Source organism: Pseudomonas sp. 18175 (genome assembly GCF_050432925.1).
Lineage (GTDB): Bacteria > Pseudomonadota > Gammaproteobacteria > Pseudomonadales > Pseudomonadaceae > Aquipseudomonas.
In genome coordinates this window covers 207,701-223,506 of sequence record NZ_JBKFTO010000001.1, presented here as the reverse complement: position 1 = coordinate 223,506, position 15,806 = coordinate 207,701, and the positions used below count along the sequence as shown (strand labels likewise).

Annotated in this window: 16 protein-coding genes; 7 read left to right on the top strand and 9 right to left on the bottom strand. The window is 61.1% G+C overall.

Translation table 11 applies throughout. From position 1 onward, the window contains the following. Positions 1–61: 61 nt before the first annotated feature. Complete coding sequence (locus ACLD1Y_RS00965; protein ID WP_017135862.1) at positions 62–415, bottom strand: RidA family protein; 354 nt, start codon at positions 413–415, stop codon at positions 62–64. Further along, a complete protein-coding gene (gene dadA / locus ACLD1Y_RS00960; protein WP_429474646.1) occupies positions 387–1,688 on the bottom strand; it encodes a D-amino acid dehydrogenase in 1,302 nt (433 codons plus the stop codon). The genes ACLD1Y_RS00965 and dadA overlap by 29 nt, the downstream gene beginning before the upstream one ends. A gap of 156 nt (positions 1,689–1,844) precedes the next feature. On the opposite strand from dadA, the gene ACLD1Y_RS00955 reads away from it, so the two are divergent. Next, positions 1,845–2,333: an Lrp/AsnC ligand binding domain-containing protein gene (locus ACLD1Y_RS00955; RefSeq protein ID WP_003176896.1), complete on the top strand. Its 489-nt coding sequence runs from the start codon at positions 1,845–1,847 to the stop codon at positions 2,331–2,333. A gap of 165 nt (positions 2,334–2,498) precedes the next feature. On the opposite strand, the gene ACLD1Y_RS00950 is transcribed toward ACLD1Y_RS00955, so the two are convergent. Beyond that, positions 2,499–2,852: a YkgJ family cysteine cluster protein gene (locus tag ACLD1Y_RS00950; RefSeq protein ID WP_124405656.1), complete on the bottom strand. Its 354-nt coding sequence runs from the start codon at positions 2,850–2,852 to the stop codon at positions 2,499–2,501. Positions 2,853–2,967: 115 nt separating this feature from the next. On the opposite strand from ACLD1Y_RS00950, the gene ACLD1Y_RS00945 reads away from it, so the two are divergent. After that, the gene (locus ACLD1Y_RS00945; RefSeq protein ID WP_429474643.1) at positions 2,968–4,260 is read left to right on the top strand and encodes an NAD(P)/FAD-dependent oxidoreductase; all 1,293 of its coding nucleotides are present in this window, start codon (positions 2,968–2,970) and stop codon (positions 4,258–4,260) included. A 1-nt stretch (position 4,261) separates the two neighbouring features. Here the strand turns inward: ACLD1Y_RS00945 and ACLD1Y_RS00940 are convergent, their stop codons facing one another. Then, complete coding sequence (locus tag ACLD1Y_RS00940; RefSeq protein ID WP_429475354.1) at positions 4,262–4,486, bottom strand: DUF1127 domain-containing protein; 225 nt, start codon at positions 4,484–4,486, stop codon at positions 4,262–4,264. Positions 4,487–4,652: 166 nt separating this feature from the next. Here ACLD1Y_RS00940 and ACLD1Y_RS00935 point away from each other — a divergent pair, with 166 nt between their 5' ends. Together ACLD1Y_RS00935 and ACLD1Y_RS00930 are read left to right on the top strand one after the other, a co-directional pair. Next, positions 4,653–6,077, top strand: coding sequence for a PLP-dependent aminotransferase family protein (locus tag ACLD1Y_RS00935; protein ID WP_429474641.1), 1,425 nt, complete (start codon positions 4,653–4,655; stop codon positions 6,075–6,077). Between the two features lie 65 nt (positions 6,078–6,142). Further along, positions 6,143–7,708 carry a phospholipase D family protein gene (locus ACLD1Y_RS00930; RefSeq protein WP_429475352.1) on the top strand — a complete coding sequence of 522 codons (1,566 nt, stop codon included), beginning with the start codon at positions 6,143–6,145 and terminating at the stop codon, positions 7,706–7,708. A 125-nt stretch (positions 7,709–7,833) separates the two neighbouring features. On the opposite strand, the gene ACLD1Y_RS00925 is transcribed toward ACLD1Y_RS00930, so the two are convergent. Together ACLD1Y_RS00925 and ACLD1Y_RS00920 are read right to left on the bottom strand one after the other, a co-directional pair. Then, on the bottom strand, positions 7,834–8,976 hold the full coding sequence (locus ACLD1Y_RS00925) for an MFS transporter (RefSeq protein WP_429474638.1): 1,143 nt from the start codon (positions 8,974–8,976) through the stop codon (positions 7,834–7,836). A 160-nt stretch (positions 8,977–9,136) separates the two neighbouring features. Further along, entirely contained in the window at positions 9,137–10,630 is a 1,494-nt protein-coding gene (locus ACLD1Y_RS00920; protein ID WP_429474636.1) for an aldehyde dehydrogenase, read from the bottom strand. A 230-nt stretch (positions 10,631–10,860) separates the two neighbouring features. Between ACLD1Y_RS00920 and ACLD1Y_RS00915 the strand changes: the two genes are divergently transcribed. Further along, a complete protein-coding gene (locus tag ACLD1Y_RS00915; RefSeq protein ID WP_065902480.1) occupies positions 10,861–11,223 on the top strand; it encodes a cupin domain-containing protein in 363 nt (120 codons plus the stop codon). A gap of 71 nt (positions 11,224–11,294) precedes the next feature. Here the strand turns inward: ACLD1Y_RS00915 and rpmG are convergent, their stop codons facing one another. Beyond that, complete coding sequence (gene rpmG / locus ACLD1Y_RS00910) at positions 11,295–11,450, bottom strand: 50S ribosomal protein L33 (protein ID WP_003176906.1); 156 nt, start codon at positions 11,448–11,450, stop codon at positions 11,295–11,297. Positions 11,451–11,461: 11 nt separating this feature from the next. Then, positions 11,462–11,695, bottom strand: a complete 234-nt coding sequence (gene rpmB, locus ACLD1Y_RS00905) for a 50S ribosomal protein L28 (protein ID WP_003176907.1) — start codon at positions 11,693–11,695, stop codon at positions 11,462–11,464. 458 nt (positions 11,696–12,153) lie between these two features. On the opposite strand from rpmB, the gene ACLD1Y_RS00900 reads away from it, so the two are divergent. Further along, complete coding sequence (locus ACLD1Y_RS00900) at positions 12,154–13,746, top strand: ABC transporter substrate-binding protein (protein ID WP_429474632.1); 1,593 nt, start codon at positions 12,154–12,156, stop codon at positions 13,744–13,746. A gap of 28 nt (positions 13,747–13,774) precedes the next feature. Here ACLD1Y_RS00900 and radC read toward each other — a convergent pair whose 3' ends face one another. Next, complete coding sequence (radC, locus tag ACLD1Y_RS00895; RefSeq protein ID WP_429474630.1) at positions 13,775–14,449, bottom strand: RadC family protein; 675 nt, start codon at positions 14,447–14,449, stop codon at positions 13,775–13,777. A gap of 143 nt (positions 14,450–14,592) precedes the next feature. On the opposite strand from radC, the gene coaBC reads away from it, so the two are divergent. Beyond that, a complete protein-coding gene (gene coaBC, locus ACLD1Y_RS00890; RefSeq protein WP_015886530.1) occupies positions 14,593–15,801 on the top strand; it encodes a bifunctional phosphopantothenoylcysteine decarboxylase/phosphopantothenate--cysteine ligase CoaBC in 1,209 nt (402 codons plus the stop codon). Positions 15,802–15,806: the final 5 nt, after the last annotated feature.

Genomic DNA, 15,806 nt, shown 5'->3' with positions numbered 1-15,806 from the left:
AGGCTTCTAGGCGGCAGGGTGATATAAAAACCGGCACCTGTAGCGGTACCGGGCTCGGTGTTTAAGGCAGTGCAGCTACAACAGACAGCTCTACCAGAATTTCCGGCTCGCACAACTTGGCTTCAACCGTGGCACGGGCCGGCGCGACGCCTTTGGGCAGCCACTTGTCCCACACCGCATTCATGCCGGCAAAATCGGCATCAATGTCTTTGAGGTAAATCGTCACCGACAACAACTTGGTCTTGTCGGTGCCGGCCAGGTCCAGCAAACGTTCGATATTGGCCAGGGTTTCACGGGTTTGCTGTTCAATCCCGGCGTTCATGTCGTCGCCGACTTGCCCTGCCAGATACACGGTACCGCTGTGGACAACGATCTGGCTCATGCGCTCATTGGTGAGCTGGCGCTGGATTGACATGTTTGGCGGACTCCTGGTGGTTGCCGTAACGGGAAATATCGAGGCCTGCGGCGCTGATCTGCGGGGTCTTTTTCGCCATCAGGTCGGCCAGCAAACGGCCGGAGCCACAGGCCATGGTCCAACCGAGGGTGCCATGGCCGGTATTCAGAAACAGGTTCTTGAACGGCGTGGCACCGACAATCGGCGTGCCGTCGGGTGTGGTCGGGCGCAAACCGGTCCAGAACGAAGCCTGGGCCAGATCGCCGCCCTGAGGATAAAGGTCGTTGACGATCATCTCCAGGGTTTCGCGCCGACGCGGGTTAAGGGACAGGTCAAAACCGGCTATTTCAGCCATGCCACCGACACGGATGCGGTTGTCGAAACGGGTGATCGCGACCTTGTAGGTCTCGTCGAGAATGGTCGAGGTCGGCGCCATCGCCGGGTTGGTGATCGGCACGGTCAGCGAATAACCCTTGAGCGGGTACACCGGCGCCTTGATCCCCAGCGGCTTGAGCAGTTTTGGCGAATAGCTGCCGAGCGCCAGCACGTAGCGGTCGGCGGTTTCCAGCTTGCCGTCGATCCACACGCCGTTGATGCGCTCGCCTGCGTAGTCGAGGCGCTGGATGTCTTGCTCAAAACGGAATTCCACACCCAGTTGCTTGCACATATCGGCCAAGCGGGTGGTGAACATCTGGCAGTCGCCGGTCTGGTCGTTCGGCAGGCGCAACGCACCAGCGAGGATATCGGTGACGCTGGCCAGGGCCGGTTCAACGCGGGCGATGCCGGCGCGGTCGAGCAGCTCGAAGGGCACGCCGGACTCTTTCAGTACGGCGATGTCCTTGGCGGCGCCATCAAGCTGGGCCTGGGTGCGGAACAGTTGGGTCGTCCCCAGGCTGCGGCCTTCGTAGGCAATGCCGGTCTCGGCACGCAGTTCGTCGAGGCAGTCCCGGCTGTATTCGGACAGGCGCACCATGCGCTCTTTGTTCACTGCATAACGGCTGGCGGTGCAGTTGCGCAGCATCTGCGCCATCCACAGGTATTGATCGATATCAGCGGTGGCCTTGATGGCCAGCGGTGCGTGGCGTTGCAGCAACCACTTGATGGCCTTGAGCGGCACGCCCGGCGCGGCCCATGGCGAGGCGTAGCCTGGGGACACTTGGCCGGCGTTGGCGAAGCTGGTTTCCATGGCAGCGGCGGGCTGACGGTCGACAACGACCACTTCAAAACCGGCCCGCGCCAAATAGTAGGCACTGGTCACCCCAATGACGCCGCTACCCAAGACCAGAACGCGCATTTTTAGATCCTCATCGCGGGCTTGGCCGCTGACGTGTGTTATTCGAGCAATGATGGGCGCAGTGTAAAAAACTATTGCCAGTGCATTTCACTATATAAGTGCCTATATTTGGCGACAATTCTCGGCAAAAAAGCTTTTCACAGAGGCGTATCCCCTATGCGTACCAACACCCAGACCAAGCGGGAGCTGGACAAGATCGACCGCAACATCCTGCGCATCCTGCAAACCGACGGGCGTATTTCGTTCACCGAGCTGGGGGAAAAGGTCGGCCTTTCGACCACGCCGTGCACCGAACGTGTACGCCGGTTGGAGCGCGAAGGGATCATCATGGGCTACAACGCACGGCTCAATCCCCAGCATTTGAAGGGGAGTTTGCTGGTATTTGTCGAGATCAGCCTGGACTACAAATCGGGCGACACCTTTGAAGAGTTCCGCCGCGCGGTGCTGAAACTGCCCCATGTGCTGGAGTGCCACCTGGTGTCGGGTGACTTCGACTACCTGGTGAAGGCGCGGATTTCGGAGATGGCTTCGTACCGCAAACTGCTGGGGGATATCTTGCTCAAACTGCCCCATGTGCGGGAGTCCAAGAGCTATATCGTGATGGAAGAGGTGAAAGAGAGCCTGAACCTGCCGATCCCGGACTGACTGGAGAAATGAGGTCTATGTGGGAGGGGGCTTGCTGTGGCGAGGGAGCTTGCTCCCGCTGGAGTGCGAAGCGCTCCCAAGCTTTTTGGGGCAGCTACGCAGCCCAGCGGGAGCAAGCTCCCTCGCCACAAAAACCAGCTCCCACATTTGAACTGCGTACACCTGCTAGACCAGCACCTGCCGCGTACTCGCCATGTACTCATGGATCTGTTTCTCCACCCGCGGATGAATCAGTTCCACAGGCCGGCGCCCATTCGGGCATGGCAGCGTCTTGGTGGTGCCGAACAGCCTGCAGATCAGCGGCCGCTCGTCATACACGGTGCAGCCGTTGGGCCCCAGGTGCACGCAGTTCAGTTCATCCATGGCCGCATCCTGCTCGGCAGCGGTCTTGCGCGGCAGGCGCGACATTTCCTCGGGCGAGGTGGTCACTGGCCCACAGCAGTCGTGACAGCCGGGAACGCACTCGAACGAGGGAATCTGCCTACGCAGTGCACTGACTTTCTGGCTGTTGCAACTCATCGAAACAGGTACCAAACGGCGGATAGGCGTGGATTCTGCCGCAAAAGCCGGCGCTGAGACAGCTTCGTCCGACCGCTGTATCCTGCGTCAAATTTTCCAAACAGGGATGCTCCCCATGACTGCCAGCGCCCGGCACACCACTTCCTACTACGCCGCCAGCAGCGTGCCGCAGCCCGATTACCCGGCATTGACCGGCGAAGTGGCGTGCGATGTGTGCGTGATTGGCGGTGGGTATTCGGGGCTCAATACGGCTTTGGAGCTGGCTGAGCGCGGCTTCAACGTGGTGCTGCTGGAAGCACGCAAGATCGGTTGGGGCGCCAGCGGGCGCAACGGCGGCCAGTTGATTCGCGGCGTTGGCCACGGCCTGGACCAGTTTGCCAATGTGATCGGCACTGACGGCGTGCGCCAGCTCAAGCTGATGGGCCTGGAGGCTGTAGAGATCGTGCGCGAGCGCGTCGAACGCTTCCAGATCCCCTGCGACCTCACCTGGGGCTATTGCGACCTCGCCAACAAACCCCGCGACCTGCAAGGCCTGGCCGAAGACGCAGAAGAATTGCGCAGCCTTGGCTATCGCCATGAAGTGCGCCTACTGCAAGCGCAAGAGATGAGCAGCGTGATCGGCTCCGAGCGCTACGTAGGCGGCATGATCGACATGGGCTCCGGCCACCTGCACCCGCTCAACCTGGCACTCGGCGAAGCCGCTGCCGCGCAACAGTTGGGCGTGAAGCTGTTTGAACAGTCCGAAGTGACGCGCATCGACTACGGCCCTGAGGTCAAGGTGCACACCGCCCAAGGTACCGTGCGCGCCAAAACCCTGGTGCTGGCCTGCAACGCTTACCTCAACGGCCTCAACCCGCAGTTGGGCGGCAAGGTGCTGCCCGCTGGCAGTTACATCATCGCCACCGAGCCGCTGAGCGAGGCGCAAGCCGCCAACCTGCTGCCGCAGAACATGGCGGTGTGTGACCAGCGGGTCACCGTGGACTACTTCCGACTGTCCGCTGACCGACGTTTATTGTTCGGTGGGGCCTGCCACTACTCCGGACGTGATCCCCAGGATATCGGCGCCTATATGCGGCCAAAGATGCTCAAGGTGTTCCCACAACTGGCCGACGTGAAGATCGACTACCAGTGGGGCGGCATGATCGGCATCGGCGCCAACCGCCTGCCGCAGATTGGCCGTTTGGCCGACCAACCCAACGTGTATTACGCCCAGGCCTACGCAGGCCACGGCCTCAACGCCACGCACCTGGCGGGCAAGCTGCTGGCCGAAGCCATCAGCGGCCAGCAGCAGGGGCGTTTCGACCTGTTTGCCCAGGTGCCGCACATCACCTTCCCCGGCGGCAAACATCTGCGCTCGCCGCTGCTGGCGCTGGGGATGCTCTGGCACCGGCTCAAAGAGCTGGTGTGAGTCAGCTGCGCCAGAACGGCTTCAAGCCTTCCTGGCGCGCCTGTTCGGCGGTCAAGCCCACATCCCTCAGTTGTTCGCGGGTCAGCTCCAGCAACGCCTTGCGTGTGTGGCGGCGCTGCCAGAACAGACCCCAGCGGCTCTCGGTCGGCGCCGACACGGCGCGCTCCTGCCCTGCTTCCAGTTCCTGACTGTGTAACGCCAGCCGCACATCGCTCATGCCGTTCATTTTGCTGCCTCTCATTGGCTTGTTGCCTTGAGTGACAAGAATGAGCGCCGGGGCAAAACCATTACAGATTCAACCCACTTTTATTAAATCCATACAGAGACTGCCTTCGGGCAGCTGAATCCTGTATTTTCCGTGTATCTGTAATGGTCCTCCGGGAGTGGCCGCCATGACCCTATACGTCAACCTCGCCGAATTACTGGGCACCCGCATCGAACAAGGCTTCTATCGCCCTGGTGACCGGCTGCCCTCTGTAAGGGCCTTGAGTGTCGAACATGGGGTCAGCCTGAGCACCGTGCAACAGGCCTATCGCGTGCTGGAAGACAATGGCCTGGCGATGCCCAAGCCGAAATCCGGCTACTTTGTGCCCGTCGGTCGAGAGTTGCCGGCCCTGCCGGAAGTCGGTCGCCCGGCACAGCGCCCAGTGGAAATTTCCCAGTGGGACCAAGTGCTGGAATTGATCCGCGCGGTGCCCCGCAAAGACGTCATACAGATGGGCCGTGGCATGCCGGATGTGCTGTCCCCCACCCTCAAGCCCCTGCTGCGCAGCCTGGCCCGCGTGAGCCGCCGCCAGGACCTGCCCGGCCTGTATTACGACAACATCCTTGGCTGTATGGAACTGCGCGAACAGATCGCCCGGCTGTCATTGGATTCCGGCTGCCAACTGACCGCCGACGACATCGTGATCACCACCGGCTGCCACGAGGCGCTGTCCGCCAGCATCCATGCCATTTGCGAGCCCGGCGATATCGTCGCGGTGGACTCCCCCAGCTTTCATGGCGCCATGCAGACCCTCAAGGGCCTGGGCATGAAGGCCCTGGAAATCCCCACCGACCCCATCACCGGCATCAGCCTTGAGGCCTTGGAACTGGCGCTGGAGCAATGGCCGATCAAGGTCATCCAACTGACCCCCAACTGCAACAACCCCCTGGGCTACATCATGCCGGAGGCGCGCAAGCGGGCGCTGCTCACCCTGGCCCAGCGCTTTGACGTGGCAGTCATTGAAGACGATGTGTATGGCGAGTTGGCCTACAGCTACCCGCGCCCGCGCACCATCAAGTCCTTCGACGAAGACGGCCGTGTGCTGCTGTGCAGTTCGTTCTCGAAAACCCTGGCGCCTGGCCTGCGCATCGGTTGGGTTGCGCCCGGTCGGTATTTGGAACGGGTGCTGCACATGAAATACATCAGCACCGGCTCCACCGCCACGCAGCCGCAGATCGCCATTGCCGAATTTCTCAAGGGCGGGCACTTCGAGCCGCATTTGCGGCGGATGCGCACCCAATACCAGCGCAATCGCGACTTGATGCTCGATTGGGTCAGCCGCTATTTCCCGGCGGGCACCCGCGCCAGTCGGCCTCAGGGCAGCTTTATGCTGTGGGTCGAGCTGCCGGAAGGTTTTGATACGCTCAAGCTCAACCGCATCTTGATCGAACAAGGCGTACAGGTGGCGGTGGGAAGTATCTTTTCGGCGTCCGGTAAGTACCGCAACTGCCTGCGCATGAACTACGGTGCCAAGCCATCCCCGCAGATTGAAGAGGCCGTGCGCAAAGTCGGCGCTGCCGCAATCAAACTGTTGGCTGAAACGGTGGACTGACCTTTCACGGGAAATAACCGTCATATGCCGACAACCGCCCTGATCTGGAAGCGACTCCCTTGAAGATGCAACGGCTATTACCGTTTTTCCTGTTGGGAGCCCTGACCCTGGGCGGCTGCGCGACGGTGAGTACGCCGCGCATCCCCAGCGACGCCCTACCTGCCACACAGTCCTCGTTTGGCCGTTCGATCCAGGCCCAGGCCGCGCCGTACCAGGGCCGCTCGGGCTTTCGCCTGCTGCCCAACAGCAGCGAAGCTTTCATGGCCCGTGCCGAGCTGATCCGCAACGCCCAAACCAGCCTCGACTTGCAGTACTACATCGTCCACGACGGCATTAGCACGCGCATGCTGGTGGATGAACTACTCAAGGCTGCCGACCGTGGCGTGCGAGTACGTATCCTGCTGGACGACACCACCAGCGACGGCCTCGACCAGCTCATCGCCACCCTCGCCGCCCACCCCAAGATCGAAATCCGCCTGTTCAACCCGCTGCACCTGGGCCGCAGCACCGGCGTTACCCGAGCCATGGGCCGCTTGTTCAACCTGTCGCTGCAACACCGGCGCATGCACAACAAGCTGTGGCTGGCAGACAACAGCGTGGCCATCGTCGGAGGGCGCAACCTGGGGGATGAGTATTTCGACGCCGAGCCCAACCTGAACTTCACCGATATCGACATGCTCAGCGTGGGCCCGGTGGCCGAGCAACTCGGGCACAGTTTCGACCAGTACTGGAACAGCGCCCTGAGCAAGCCGATTGATGACTTTGTGTCCATCAGCCCCTCCAAAGGCGACCTGTCCGCCGTGCGCGAGCGCTTGCAAGCGTCGCTGGCCGAATCGCGCCAGCAGAATCATGCGTTGTACAACCGCTTGCGCACCTACCAGACCCAGCCGCGCATGGACATCTGGCGCCGCGAGCTGATCTGGGCCTGGAACCAGGCGCTGTGGGATGCTCCCAGCAAGGTGCTGGCCACCGCCGAGCCGGACCCGCGGCTGCTGCTCACCACCCAACTGGCGCCGCAACTCGAAGGCGTCAACCACGAGCTGATGATGATCTCGGCGTACTTCGTTCCCGGGGAACCGGGGTTGGTGTACCTGACCGGTCGCGCCGACGCGGGCGTATCGGTAAGCCTGTTGACCAACTCACTGGAAGCCACCGACGTACCGGCCGTGCACGGTGGCTACGCGCCGTATCGCAAGGCATTGCTGGAGCATGGGGTGAAACTCTATGAACTGCGCCGCCAGCCGGGCGATGGCGGCGGTGGCAGCGGGCCTCACCTGTTTCGACGCGGCAGCTTTCGGGGTTCGGATTCGAGCCTGCACAGCAAGGCGATGATTTTTGATCGCGAGAAGTCGTTTATCGGCTCGTTCAACTTCGACCCGCGTTCCGTGCTGTGGAACACGGAGGTCGGCGTGCTGGTGGACAGCCCGGAGCTGGCGGAACACGTGCGCAACCTGGCGCTGCAGGGCATGGCGCCGGCGTTGAGTTACGAGGCGAAGTTACAGGATGGCCAGGTGGTGTGGGTGACCGAGGATGACGGGCATCTGCACACCTTGGACCGCGAGCCGGGGAGTTGGTGGCGCAGGTTCAATGCGTGGTTTGCCACCAGCGTAGGCCTGGAACGCATGCTTTAAATACAACACAGATCCAATTGTGGGAGCGGGCTTGCTCGCGAATGCGGTGTATCAGTGACAGATTACTTGGCTGATACACCGCATTCGCGAGCAAGCCCGCTCCCACACTCGACCGCATTCCAAAATCAGGCAGGTTGAGTCGCCCCAAATGCACCCTGGCGCAGCAATAACACCACTAATCCCAACGCACCCGCCGCCATTAAAAACGGCAACGCATGCCCGCTGATCCACTGACTACCTGCACCAGCCACCAACGGCCCTATCAAGCAGCCAATCCCCCACAGTTGCGCCACATGGGCATTGGCGCGCACCAGCGCATCGTCACGGTAACGTTCTCCAATAAGGATCAACGACAGCGTGAACAGCCCGCCCGCACTGGCGCCAAACAGCACCCAAATCGGCCAGATCAGCGGCGTATGCAATACCAGTGGAATTGCCAGGCTCGACACCAGCAACAGCACAGCACACCCCAGGAACAACGTGCGTCGCGGCAGGTAGTCGGCCAGCGCGCCGATGGGCAATTGCAACAGCGCGTCGCCAACCACCACTGTACTGACCATGGCCAGGGCGATCTCGGCGGTGAAGCCCTGTTGCAGGCAATACACCGGCAGCAACGTCAGAATCATCGCTTCAAACGCGGCGAACAACGCCACCGCCCAGGCAATCGCCGGCAGGCCCAGGCAGAAGCGCCACAGATCGCCGAACGTCACGCTAAAGGAATCGGCGGTAGGCGCACCGGAACGCCCCAACAACAGGACCGGCGCCACCACCAACAGGCCAACGCCGACCCAGAAGCCGTAATCATGGTCAGTGCCGATAACCCCCAGCAACAAAGGGCCAGACAATTGGCTCAGGGCATAACTGCAGCCATACAGCGCCACCAGGCGGCCACGCCATTGCTCCACCACCAACTGGTTGATCCAGCTTTCACCCAGGATAAACACGATGGTCAGGATCACCCCGATCATCAGCCGCAGCACCAGCCACACCGGGTAGCTCGGCAGAATTGCCAGCAAGCCAATGGACACTGCGCCGCCCCACAGACACAGGCGCATCAGGTTGGCTGTGCCCAGCCATGCGGCCATACGGCTGGAAACCTTCGCGCCCAACAGCACGCCAAAGGCCGGCATCGCAGCCATCACACCAATGGCGAAACTGCCATAACCCCAGCCCTCCAGGCGCAGGGACACCAACGGCATGCTCACGCCCAGGGCCAGCCCGACGCTGAGGACCGAGGCCAATACGGCGAAATAGGTCGCCCAACGCATGTGTGCGCTCCTGTGGATTATTTTCGGGTTTGCAAAACGAACTGTAGGAGCGAGCTTGCTCGCGAAAAACGTTAATGATGTCGCGTTCATCTTGGATAAACGCGGCACCTTCAAGCTCTTCGCGAGCAAGCTCGCTCCTACAGGTGATCAGCAGTGTTGCTTAGAGCTTGATCCAGGTCGCCTTCAGCTCGGTGTACTTGTCGAACGCATGCAGCGACTTGTCGCGGCCATTACCCGACTGTTTGAAGCCACCGAACGGTGCAGTCATATCGCCGCCATCGTATTGATTAACCCACACGCTGCCCGCACGCAGGGCCTTGGCGGTCAGGTGGGCCTTGGAGATATCCGCCGTCCACACCGCTGCGGCCAGGCCGTAGATGGTGTCGTTGGCAATCTTGACGGCTTCCTCAGCGCTATCAAAGGCAATCACCGACAGGACTGGGCCAAAGATCTCTTCCTGGGCAATCTTCATGGCGTTGGTCACGCCATCGAAGATCGTTGGCTCAACGTAAGTGCCACCGGTTTCTTCCAGGGTACGCTTGCCGCCCGCGACCAATTTGGCGCCATCTGCGTGGCCAGCTTCGATGTAGGACAACACGGTGTTCATCTGCTGGGTGTCCACCAGTGCGCCGACGTTGGTGGCCGGGTCCAGCGGGTTGCCTGGTTTCCAGCCCTTGAGGGCCTCAATCACCAGTGGCAGGAATTTGTCTTTGATCGAGCGCTCGACCAATAGACGCGAACCGGCGGTGCAAACTTCGCCCTGGTTGAAGGCGATCGCCCCGGCGGCGGATTCGGCAGCGGCTTGCAGGTCTGGCGCATCGGCGAACACGATGTTCGGGCTCTTGCCACCGGCTTCCAGCCAAACGCGCTTCATGTTCGACTCGCCGGAGCGGATCAACAGTTGCTTGGCGATCTTGGTTGAACCGGTGAACACCAGAGTGTCGACGTCCATGTGCAATGCCAGTGCATTGCCCACGGTATGGCCGTAGCCCGGCAGCACGTTGAACACGCCTTTTGGAATGCCGGCCTCAACCGCCAGGGCAGCGATACGGATGGCGGTCAACGGGGATTTTTCGGACGGCTTGAGGATCACCGAGTTACCGGTGGACAGCGCAGGCCCCAGTTTCCAGCAGGCCATCATCAGCGGGAAGTTCCACGGCACGATGGCCGCAACAACGCCGACGGGTTCACGGGTGACAAGGCCCAGCTGATTGTGAGGCGTCGCGGCGACTTCGTCGTAGATCTTGTCGATGGCCTCTCCGCTCCAGCTCAGGGCGTTGGCAGCACCGGCCACGTCGACATTGAGGGAGTCGCTGATCGGCTTACCCATGTCCAGGGTTTCGAGCAGCGCCAACTCTTCGGCATTGGCCTTGAGCAGCGCGGCGAAACGGATCATGGCGGACTTGCGTTTGGCTGGCGCCAAGCGCGACCAGACACCGGAATTGAAGGTATCGCGGGCGTTCTCCACGGCGCGCTGGGCGTCGGCGGCGTCGCAACTGGCAACCTTGCCCAGCAGGCGGCCATCGACCGGGCTGATGCATTCGAACGTGTCGCCGGACGCGGCGGCGGTGTATTCGCCGTTGATGTAGGCGCGGCCTTCGATCTTCAGATCCTTGGCGCGTTGTTCCCAGTCGGCACGGGTCAGGGTGGTCATGCGAGTGTCCTCCTCTTATTGAATACAAGGGCCAGGTGATGTCCCCCGGCAGCCTCAAAGAATGCTTGCCCGGCCAGCCTGCTGTTCGGCTCAAGGCAGCAGCCACCCTAAACCAGCCGCTGGGGATGTTTCAATATATTTGACATAACGCCGGCAAACGCCCTTGCGATGTTCATTTTAATAAACATAGACTTTGGGCTCTCCAACCGCAGGCCAGACGGGACACGCACATGAGCATCCAGGACATCGTCGACTTCAGCCAAGCCAACACCGCCCCCGACCGCTACCGCCCTGCCGCGGAAAAAATCCTCAAGGGCGACCCTGAGCAAACGATCTACAACCACTACAACAGTCCGTGTGGGCAAATGAGTGCTGGCGTGTGGGAAGGTGAAGTCGGGCAGTGGAAGGTCAACTACACCGAACACGAGTACTGCGAGATTGTGCAGGGTGTTTCGGTATTGCGAGATGCCGAAGGTAACGCCAAGACCTTGCGCGCCGGCGACCGCTTCGTAATCCCTGCCGGTTTCAGTGGCACCTGGGAAGTGCTGGAGCCGTGCCGCAAGATCTACGTGGTGTTTGAACAGAAGGCCTGATCAGCAAATCACAGGCAAAAAAAAGCCCGACTCGTGAGAGACGGGCTTTTTTTCACAAGGAAGAAAATCAATTACTTGATTTTGCCTTCTTTGTAGATCACGTGCTTGCGAACGCGCGGGTCGAACATTTTCTTTTCGAGCTTGTCCGGGGTAGTACGCTTGTTCTTGTCGGTAGTGTAGAAGTGACCAGTACCGGCGCTAGAGATCATTCGAATCAATTCACGCATGATAGAGCTCCTTAGATCTTGCCAGCGGCACGGATTTCGGCCAGCACGACAGTGATGCCACGCTTGTCGATGATGCGCATGCCTTTGGCAGATACACGCAGGCGAACAAAACGTTTCTCTTCTTCAACCCAGAAGCGGTGATGCTGCAGGTTCGGCAGGAAACGACGACGGGTTTTGTTATTTGCGTGGGAAATGTTATTCCCAGTCACCGGACCCTTACCGGTAACTTGACAGACTCTCGACATGCCTCAGCCCTCTAAAACCACATGCCCAACCCGGCATGGGTTGGCCGCTTAATCTCTCAGTCATTTGGCGCCAGGCGCCGCGTTTCTTTAGGGTCTTACCGGCTACACCTACAAGCGAAGGAACCGGGCCCCTAGAAAAGAGCGCTGCTTTATACCAGAAAGACCCCAGTGCAACAACAGCCCGTGTGTTTTTACCGGCGTAAATCTAGGCAAAACACACCTAAACCGTTGCCAGGAGGGGCCGCTGTCACAGCCGACCACTCGTCGCACAGAATGATTTACAGCGCCCGCGCGCACAAAAAAATGCACAGCGGAACGCGCTGAGGCGCCATGAAAACAGCATTTGAGGCAAAAGCACAGGCAAAAATGGGCTAGTCATTTATCAATCTGAGCACTACGGTAGGACTTTTCCAGACTGCACTCGCAGATGGGCCTTCGATCTGCAAAGGAAACCGAACATGCGCCTCGCTGCCCTACCGCTGTTGCTCGCCCCACTCTTTATCGCGCCGCTGGCCTCTGCCGCCAGTAACTTGAGCGTCTGCACCGAGGCCAGCCCCGAAGGGTTCGATGTGGTGCAGTACAACTCGCTGACCACCACCAATGCCTCGGCCGACGTGCTGATGAACCGCCTGGTGGAGTTCGACGCAGCCAGCGGCAAGCTGGTGCCGAGCCTGGCGGACAGCTGGGAAGTTTCGCCGGACGGCCTGACCTACACCTTCAAGCTGCACCCGGATGTGAAGTTCCATCGCACCGACTACTTCACCCCAAGCCGCGCCCTTTCCGCCGAAGACGTACGCTTCAGCTTCGAGCGCATGCTCGACCCGGCCAACCCATGGCACAAGATCGCCCAGAGCGGCTTCCCCCACGCCCAGTCGCTGCAACTGCCGACGCTGGTCAAGAAGATCGACGCCCTCGACCCGCTGACCGTGCGCTTCACCCTGGATCACGCCGACTCCACCTTCCTTGCCGCCCTGAGCATGGGCTTTGCCTCGATCTACCCCGCGGAATACGCGGACAAACTGCTCAAGGCCGGTACGCCCGAGAAGCTCAACAGCCAACCCATCGGCACCGGGCCGTTCGTTTTCGTGCGTTTCCAGAAAGACGCAGTAGTGCGCTACAAGGCCAACCCGGACTACTTCGGCGGCAAACCGGCTGTGGATAACTTGATCTTCGCCATCACGCCAGACGCCAACGTGCGCCTGCAGAAACTGCACCGCAATGAATGCCAGATCGCCCTATCGCCCAAGCCTCTGGATGTGGGCGAAGCCGAAAAAGACGCGGCGCTCAAGGTCGAGAAAACCGCCGCCTTCATGACCGCCTTCGTGGCGATCAACAGCCAGCATCCACCGCTGGACAAGCCCGAGGTACGCCAGGCGATCAACCTGGCGTTCGACAAGGCCAGCTACCTCAAGGCCGTGTTTGAAGGCACCGCCGAAGCCGCCAACGGCCCTTATCCGCCCAATACCTGGAGCTACGCCAAGGACTTGCCGGGTTATCCACAGGACCTGAACAAAGCCAAGGCCTTGCTGGATCGTGCCGGGCTCAAGGACGGCTTCAAGACCACTATCTGGACACGCCCCACCGGCAGCCTGCTGAACCCCAACCCAAACCTGGGCGCACAGTTGTTGCAGGCGGACCTGGCCAAAATCGGCATCCAGGCCGAGATCCGTGTGATCGAGTGGGGCGAATTGATCCGCCGCGCCAAGGCTGGCGAGCACGACCTGCTGTTCATGGGCTGGGCCGGCGACAACGGTGACCCGGACAACTTCCTGACCCCGCAGTTTTCCTGCGCGGCGGTGAAATCCGGTACCAACTTCGCCCGCTACTGCGACCCTGCGCTGGACAAGCTGATCAGCGCCGGCAAGACCACCAGCGAGCAAGGGGTGCGCAGCAAGCTGTACCAACAAGCCCAGGCGCAGATCCAGCAGCAGGCACTGTGGTTGCCGCTGGCGCACCCGACGGCCTTTGCCCTGGCACGCAAGAATGTCGAGGGATACCAGGTGAGCCCGTTCGGGCGCCAGGATTTCTCCAAGGTCAGCGTCAAGCCCTGAGCACTCGCCCCGCCTTGACCGGGCGGGGCTACATCCACCCATATTCCGCCATCGACAATGGATCACCATCGCCCACGATGATGTGGTCCAGCACCCGCACATCCACCACTTCCAAGGCTTTTTGCAGCAACTTGGTCAACCTGCGGTCTGCCGCACTGGGCTCCACGCTCCCGGATGGATGGTTATGACACAGAATCAATGCCGCCGCGTTGTACGCCAAGGCGCGCTTGACCACTTGCCGGGGGTAGACCACCGCACCGTCGATGGTGCCCTGGAATAACGCCTCGAACCCCAACACCCGGTGCTTTGAATCGAGAAACAGGCAGCCAAAGATCTCGTGAGGCTCATGGCGTAACAGCGCCTTGAGGTATTCACGCACAGCTACCGGGCTTTCCAGCACCGAATCAACCCGCAACCGCTCGGCCATATGGCGCCGGGACATTTCCAGTACCGCCTGCAACTGGGAAAACTTCGCCGGACCCAGCCCCAAGTGCTGGCTGAACACGGTCTGGCTGGCCTCCAGCAACGGGCGCAAACCACCAAATTGGGCCAATAGATGGCGCGCCAGGTCCACCGCACTACTGCCAGCAACGCCCGTACGCAGGAAGATCGCCAGCAATTCGGCATCCGACAGGCTCGCTGCGCCCCATTCCAACAGTTTTTCCCGTGGCCGCTCCGCCACTGGCCAATCGCGAATACTCATCCCGCCTCCCTGTATCTGTGCGCCGCTGTTGCCCGGCGGACGCTGTGTTATCGTAGGCCCTCTTTTTTGCGTGCGATTTCACCTGGGGAGGGGGCATCGCAGGCGTCACTGAACTGGCATCACTGAACTGGAAAGGCAAACCAATGCAGCGTCTGTATCGGAAACGCATCGTTCTCGGCGTCGGCGGCGGCATTGCCGCCTACAAGAGCGCAGAACTGGTTCGCAGGCTCCTGGACCAAGGCGCCGAGGTGCGCGTGGTCATGACCCGCGGCGGCAGTGAGTTCATCACCCCGCTGACCATGCAGGCCCTGTCCGGGCACCCGGTTCACCTGGACCTGCTCGACCCGGCCGCCGAAGCTGCCATGGGCCACATCGAGCTGGCCAAATGGGCCGACCTGGTGCTGATCGCCCCGGCCACCGCCGACCTGATCGCCCGCCTCGCCCAAGGCATCGCCGATGACTTGCTCACCACCCTGGTACTGGCCACCGACGCCACCGTCGCCATCGCCCCGGCGATGAACCAGGCCATGTGGCGCGACCCGGCGACCCAGGCCAACACGCAACTGCTGCAGAGCCGTGGCCTCAAGGTGTTCGGCCCGGCGTCCGGCAGCCAGGCCTGCGGCGACGTCGGCATGGGTCGCATGCTCGAAGCCACTGACCTGGCACTGTGCGCCGCCGAGTGCTTCCAGCACCTGGCCCTGACCGGCAAACACGTGTTGATTACTGCCGGGCCAACCCAGGAAAACATCGACCCGGTGCGCTACATCACCAACCATAGCTCAGGAAAAATGGGCTTTGCCTTGGCAGAAGCGGCGGTTGAGGCAGGCGCACGCGTCACGCTGATCACCGGGCCGGTGCATTTGCCCACCCCTGATCGGGTCACGCGAATCGACGTAGTCAGCGCCCGCGACATGCTGGCGGCCTGTGAAGCGGCGATTCCCTGCGACTTGTTTATCGCCTCGGCAGCGGTTGCGGATTACCGCCCAGAAGTCGTTGCCCCGCAAAAGCTCAAGAAAGACCCTACAAGCGGCGACGGCCTGCTCCTGCAAATGGTGCGCAACCCGGACATCCTGGCCACCATCGCCACCCGTCCGGACCGTCCGTTTAGCGTCGGTTTTGCCGCCGAGACCGAGCACTTGCTGGACTACGCCGCACGCAAATTGAAGGACAAAAACCTCGATCTGATCGTTGCCAATGATGTCGCCAACCCGAGCATCGGCTTCAACAGCGAGGAAAACGCCTGCAGCGTGATCGACCGCGAGCTGCACGCCACCCTTTTCGCCCAGACCAGCAAGGGCAAGATTGCCCGCCAACTGATCTCTTTTATCGCCCAACGGCTGAACCAGGTTTAATTTCC

Excerpts from the sequence above, each read along its gene's own strand:
- ACLD1Y_RS00900 (WP_429474632.1), top strand. The coding sequence starts at position 12,154 with ATGCGCCTCGCTGCCCTACCGCTGTTGCTCGCCCCACTCTTTATCGCG.
- ACLD1Y_RS00925 (WP_429474638.1), bottom strand. The coding sequence starts at position 8,976 with ATGCGTTGGGCGACCTATTTCGCCGTATTGGCCTCGGTCCTCAGCGTC.
- radC (WP_429474630.1), bottom strand. The coding sequence starts at position 14,449 with ATGAGTATTCGCGATTGGCCAGTGGCGGAGCGGCCACGGGAAAAACTG.
- rpmB (WP_003176907.1), bottom strand. The coding sequence starts at position 11,695 with ATGTCGAGAGTCTGTCAAGTTACCGGTAAGGGTCCGGTGACTGGGAAT.
- ACLD1Y_RS00930 (WP_429475352.1), top strand. The coding sequence starts at position 6,143 with ATGCAACGGCTATTACCGTTTTTCCTGTTGGGAGCCCTGACCCTGGGC.
- dadA (WP_429474646.1), bottom strand. The coding sequence starts at position 1,688 with ATGCGCGTTCTGGTCTTGGGTAGCGGCGTCATTGGGGTGACCAGTGCC.
- ACLD1Y_RS00920 (WP_429474636.1), bottom strand. The coding sequence starts at position 10,630 with ATGACCACCCTGACCCGTGCCGACTGGGAACAACGCGCCAAGGATCTG.
- ACLD1Y_RS00965 (WP_017135862.1), bottom strand. The coding sequence starts at position 415 with ATGTCAATCCAGCGCCAGCTCACCAATGAGCGCATGAGCCAGATCGTT.
- ACLD1Y_RS00945 (WP_429474643.1), top strand. The coding sequence starts at position 2,968 with ATGACTGCCAGCGCCCGGCACACCACTTCCTACTACGCCGCCAGCAGC.
- ACLD1Y_RS00940 (WP_429475354.1), bottom strand. The coding sequence starts at position 4,486 with ATGAACGGCATGAGCGATGTGCGGCTGGCGTTACACAGTCAGGAACTG.
- ACLD1Y_RS00915 (WP_065902480.1), top strand. The coding sequence starts at position 10,861 with ATGAGCATCCAGGACATCGTCGACTTCAGCCAAGCCAACACCGCCCCC.
- ACLD1Y_RS00955 (WP_003176896.1), top strand. The coding sequence starts at position 1,845 with ATGCGTACCAACACCCAGACCAAGCGGGAGCTGGACAAGATCGACCGC.
- rpmG (WP_003176906.1), bottom strand. The coding sequence starts at position 11,450 with ATGCGTGAATTGATTCGAATGATCTCTAGCGCCGGTACTGGTCACTTC.
- ACLD1Y_RS00950 (WP_124405656.1), bottom strand. The coding sequence starts at position 2,852 with ATGAGTTGCAACAGCCAGAAAGTCAGTGCACTGCGTAGGCAGATTCCC.
- coaBC (WP_015886530.1), top strand. The coding sequence starts at position 14,593 with ATGCAGCGTCTGTATCGGAAACGCATCGTTCTCGGCGTCGGCGGCGGC.
- ACLD1Y_RS00935 (WP_429474641.1), top strand. The coding sequence starts at position 4,653 with ATGACCCTATACGTCAACCTCGCCGAATTACTGGGCACCCGCATCGAA.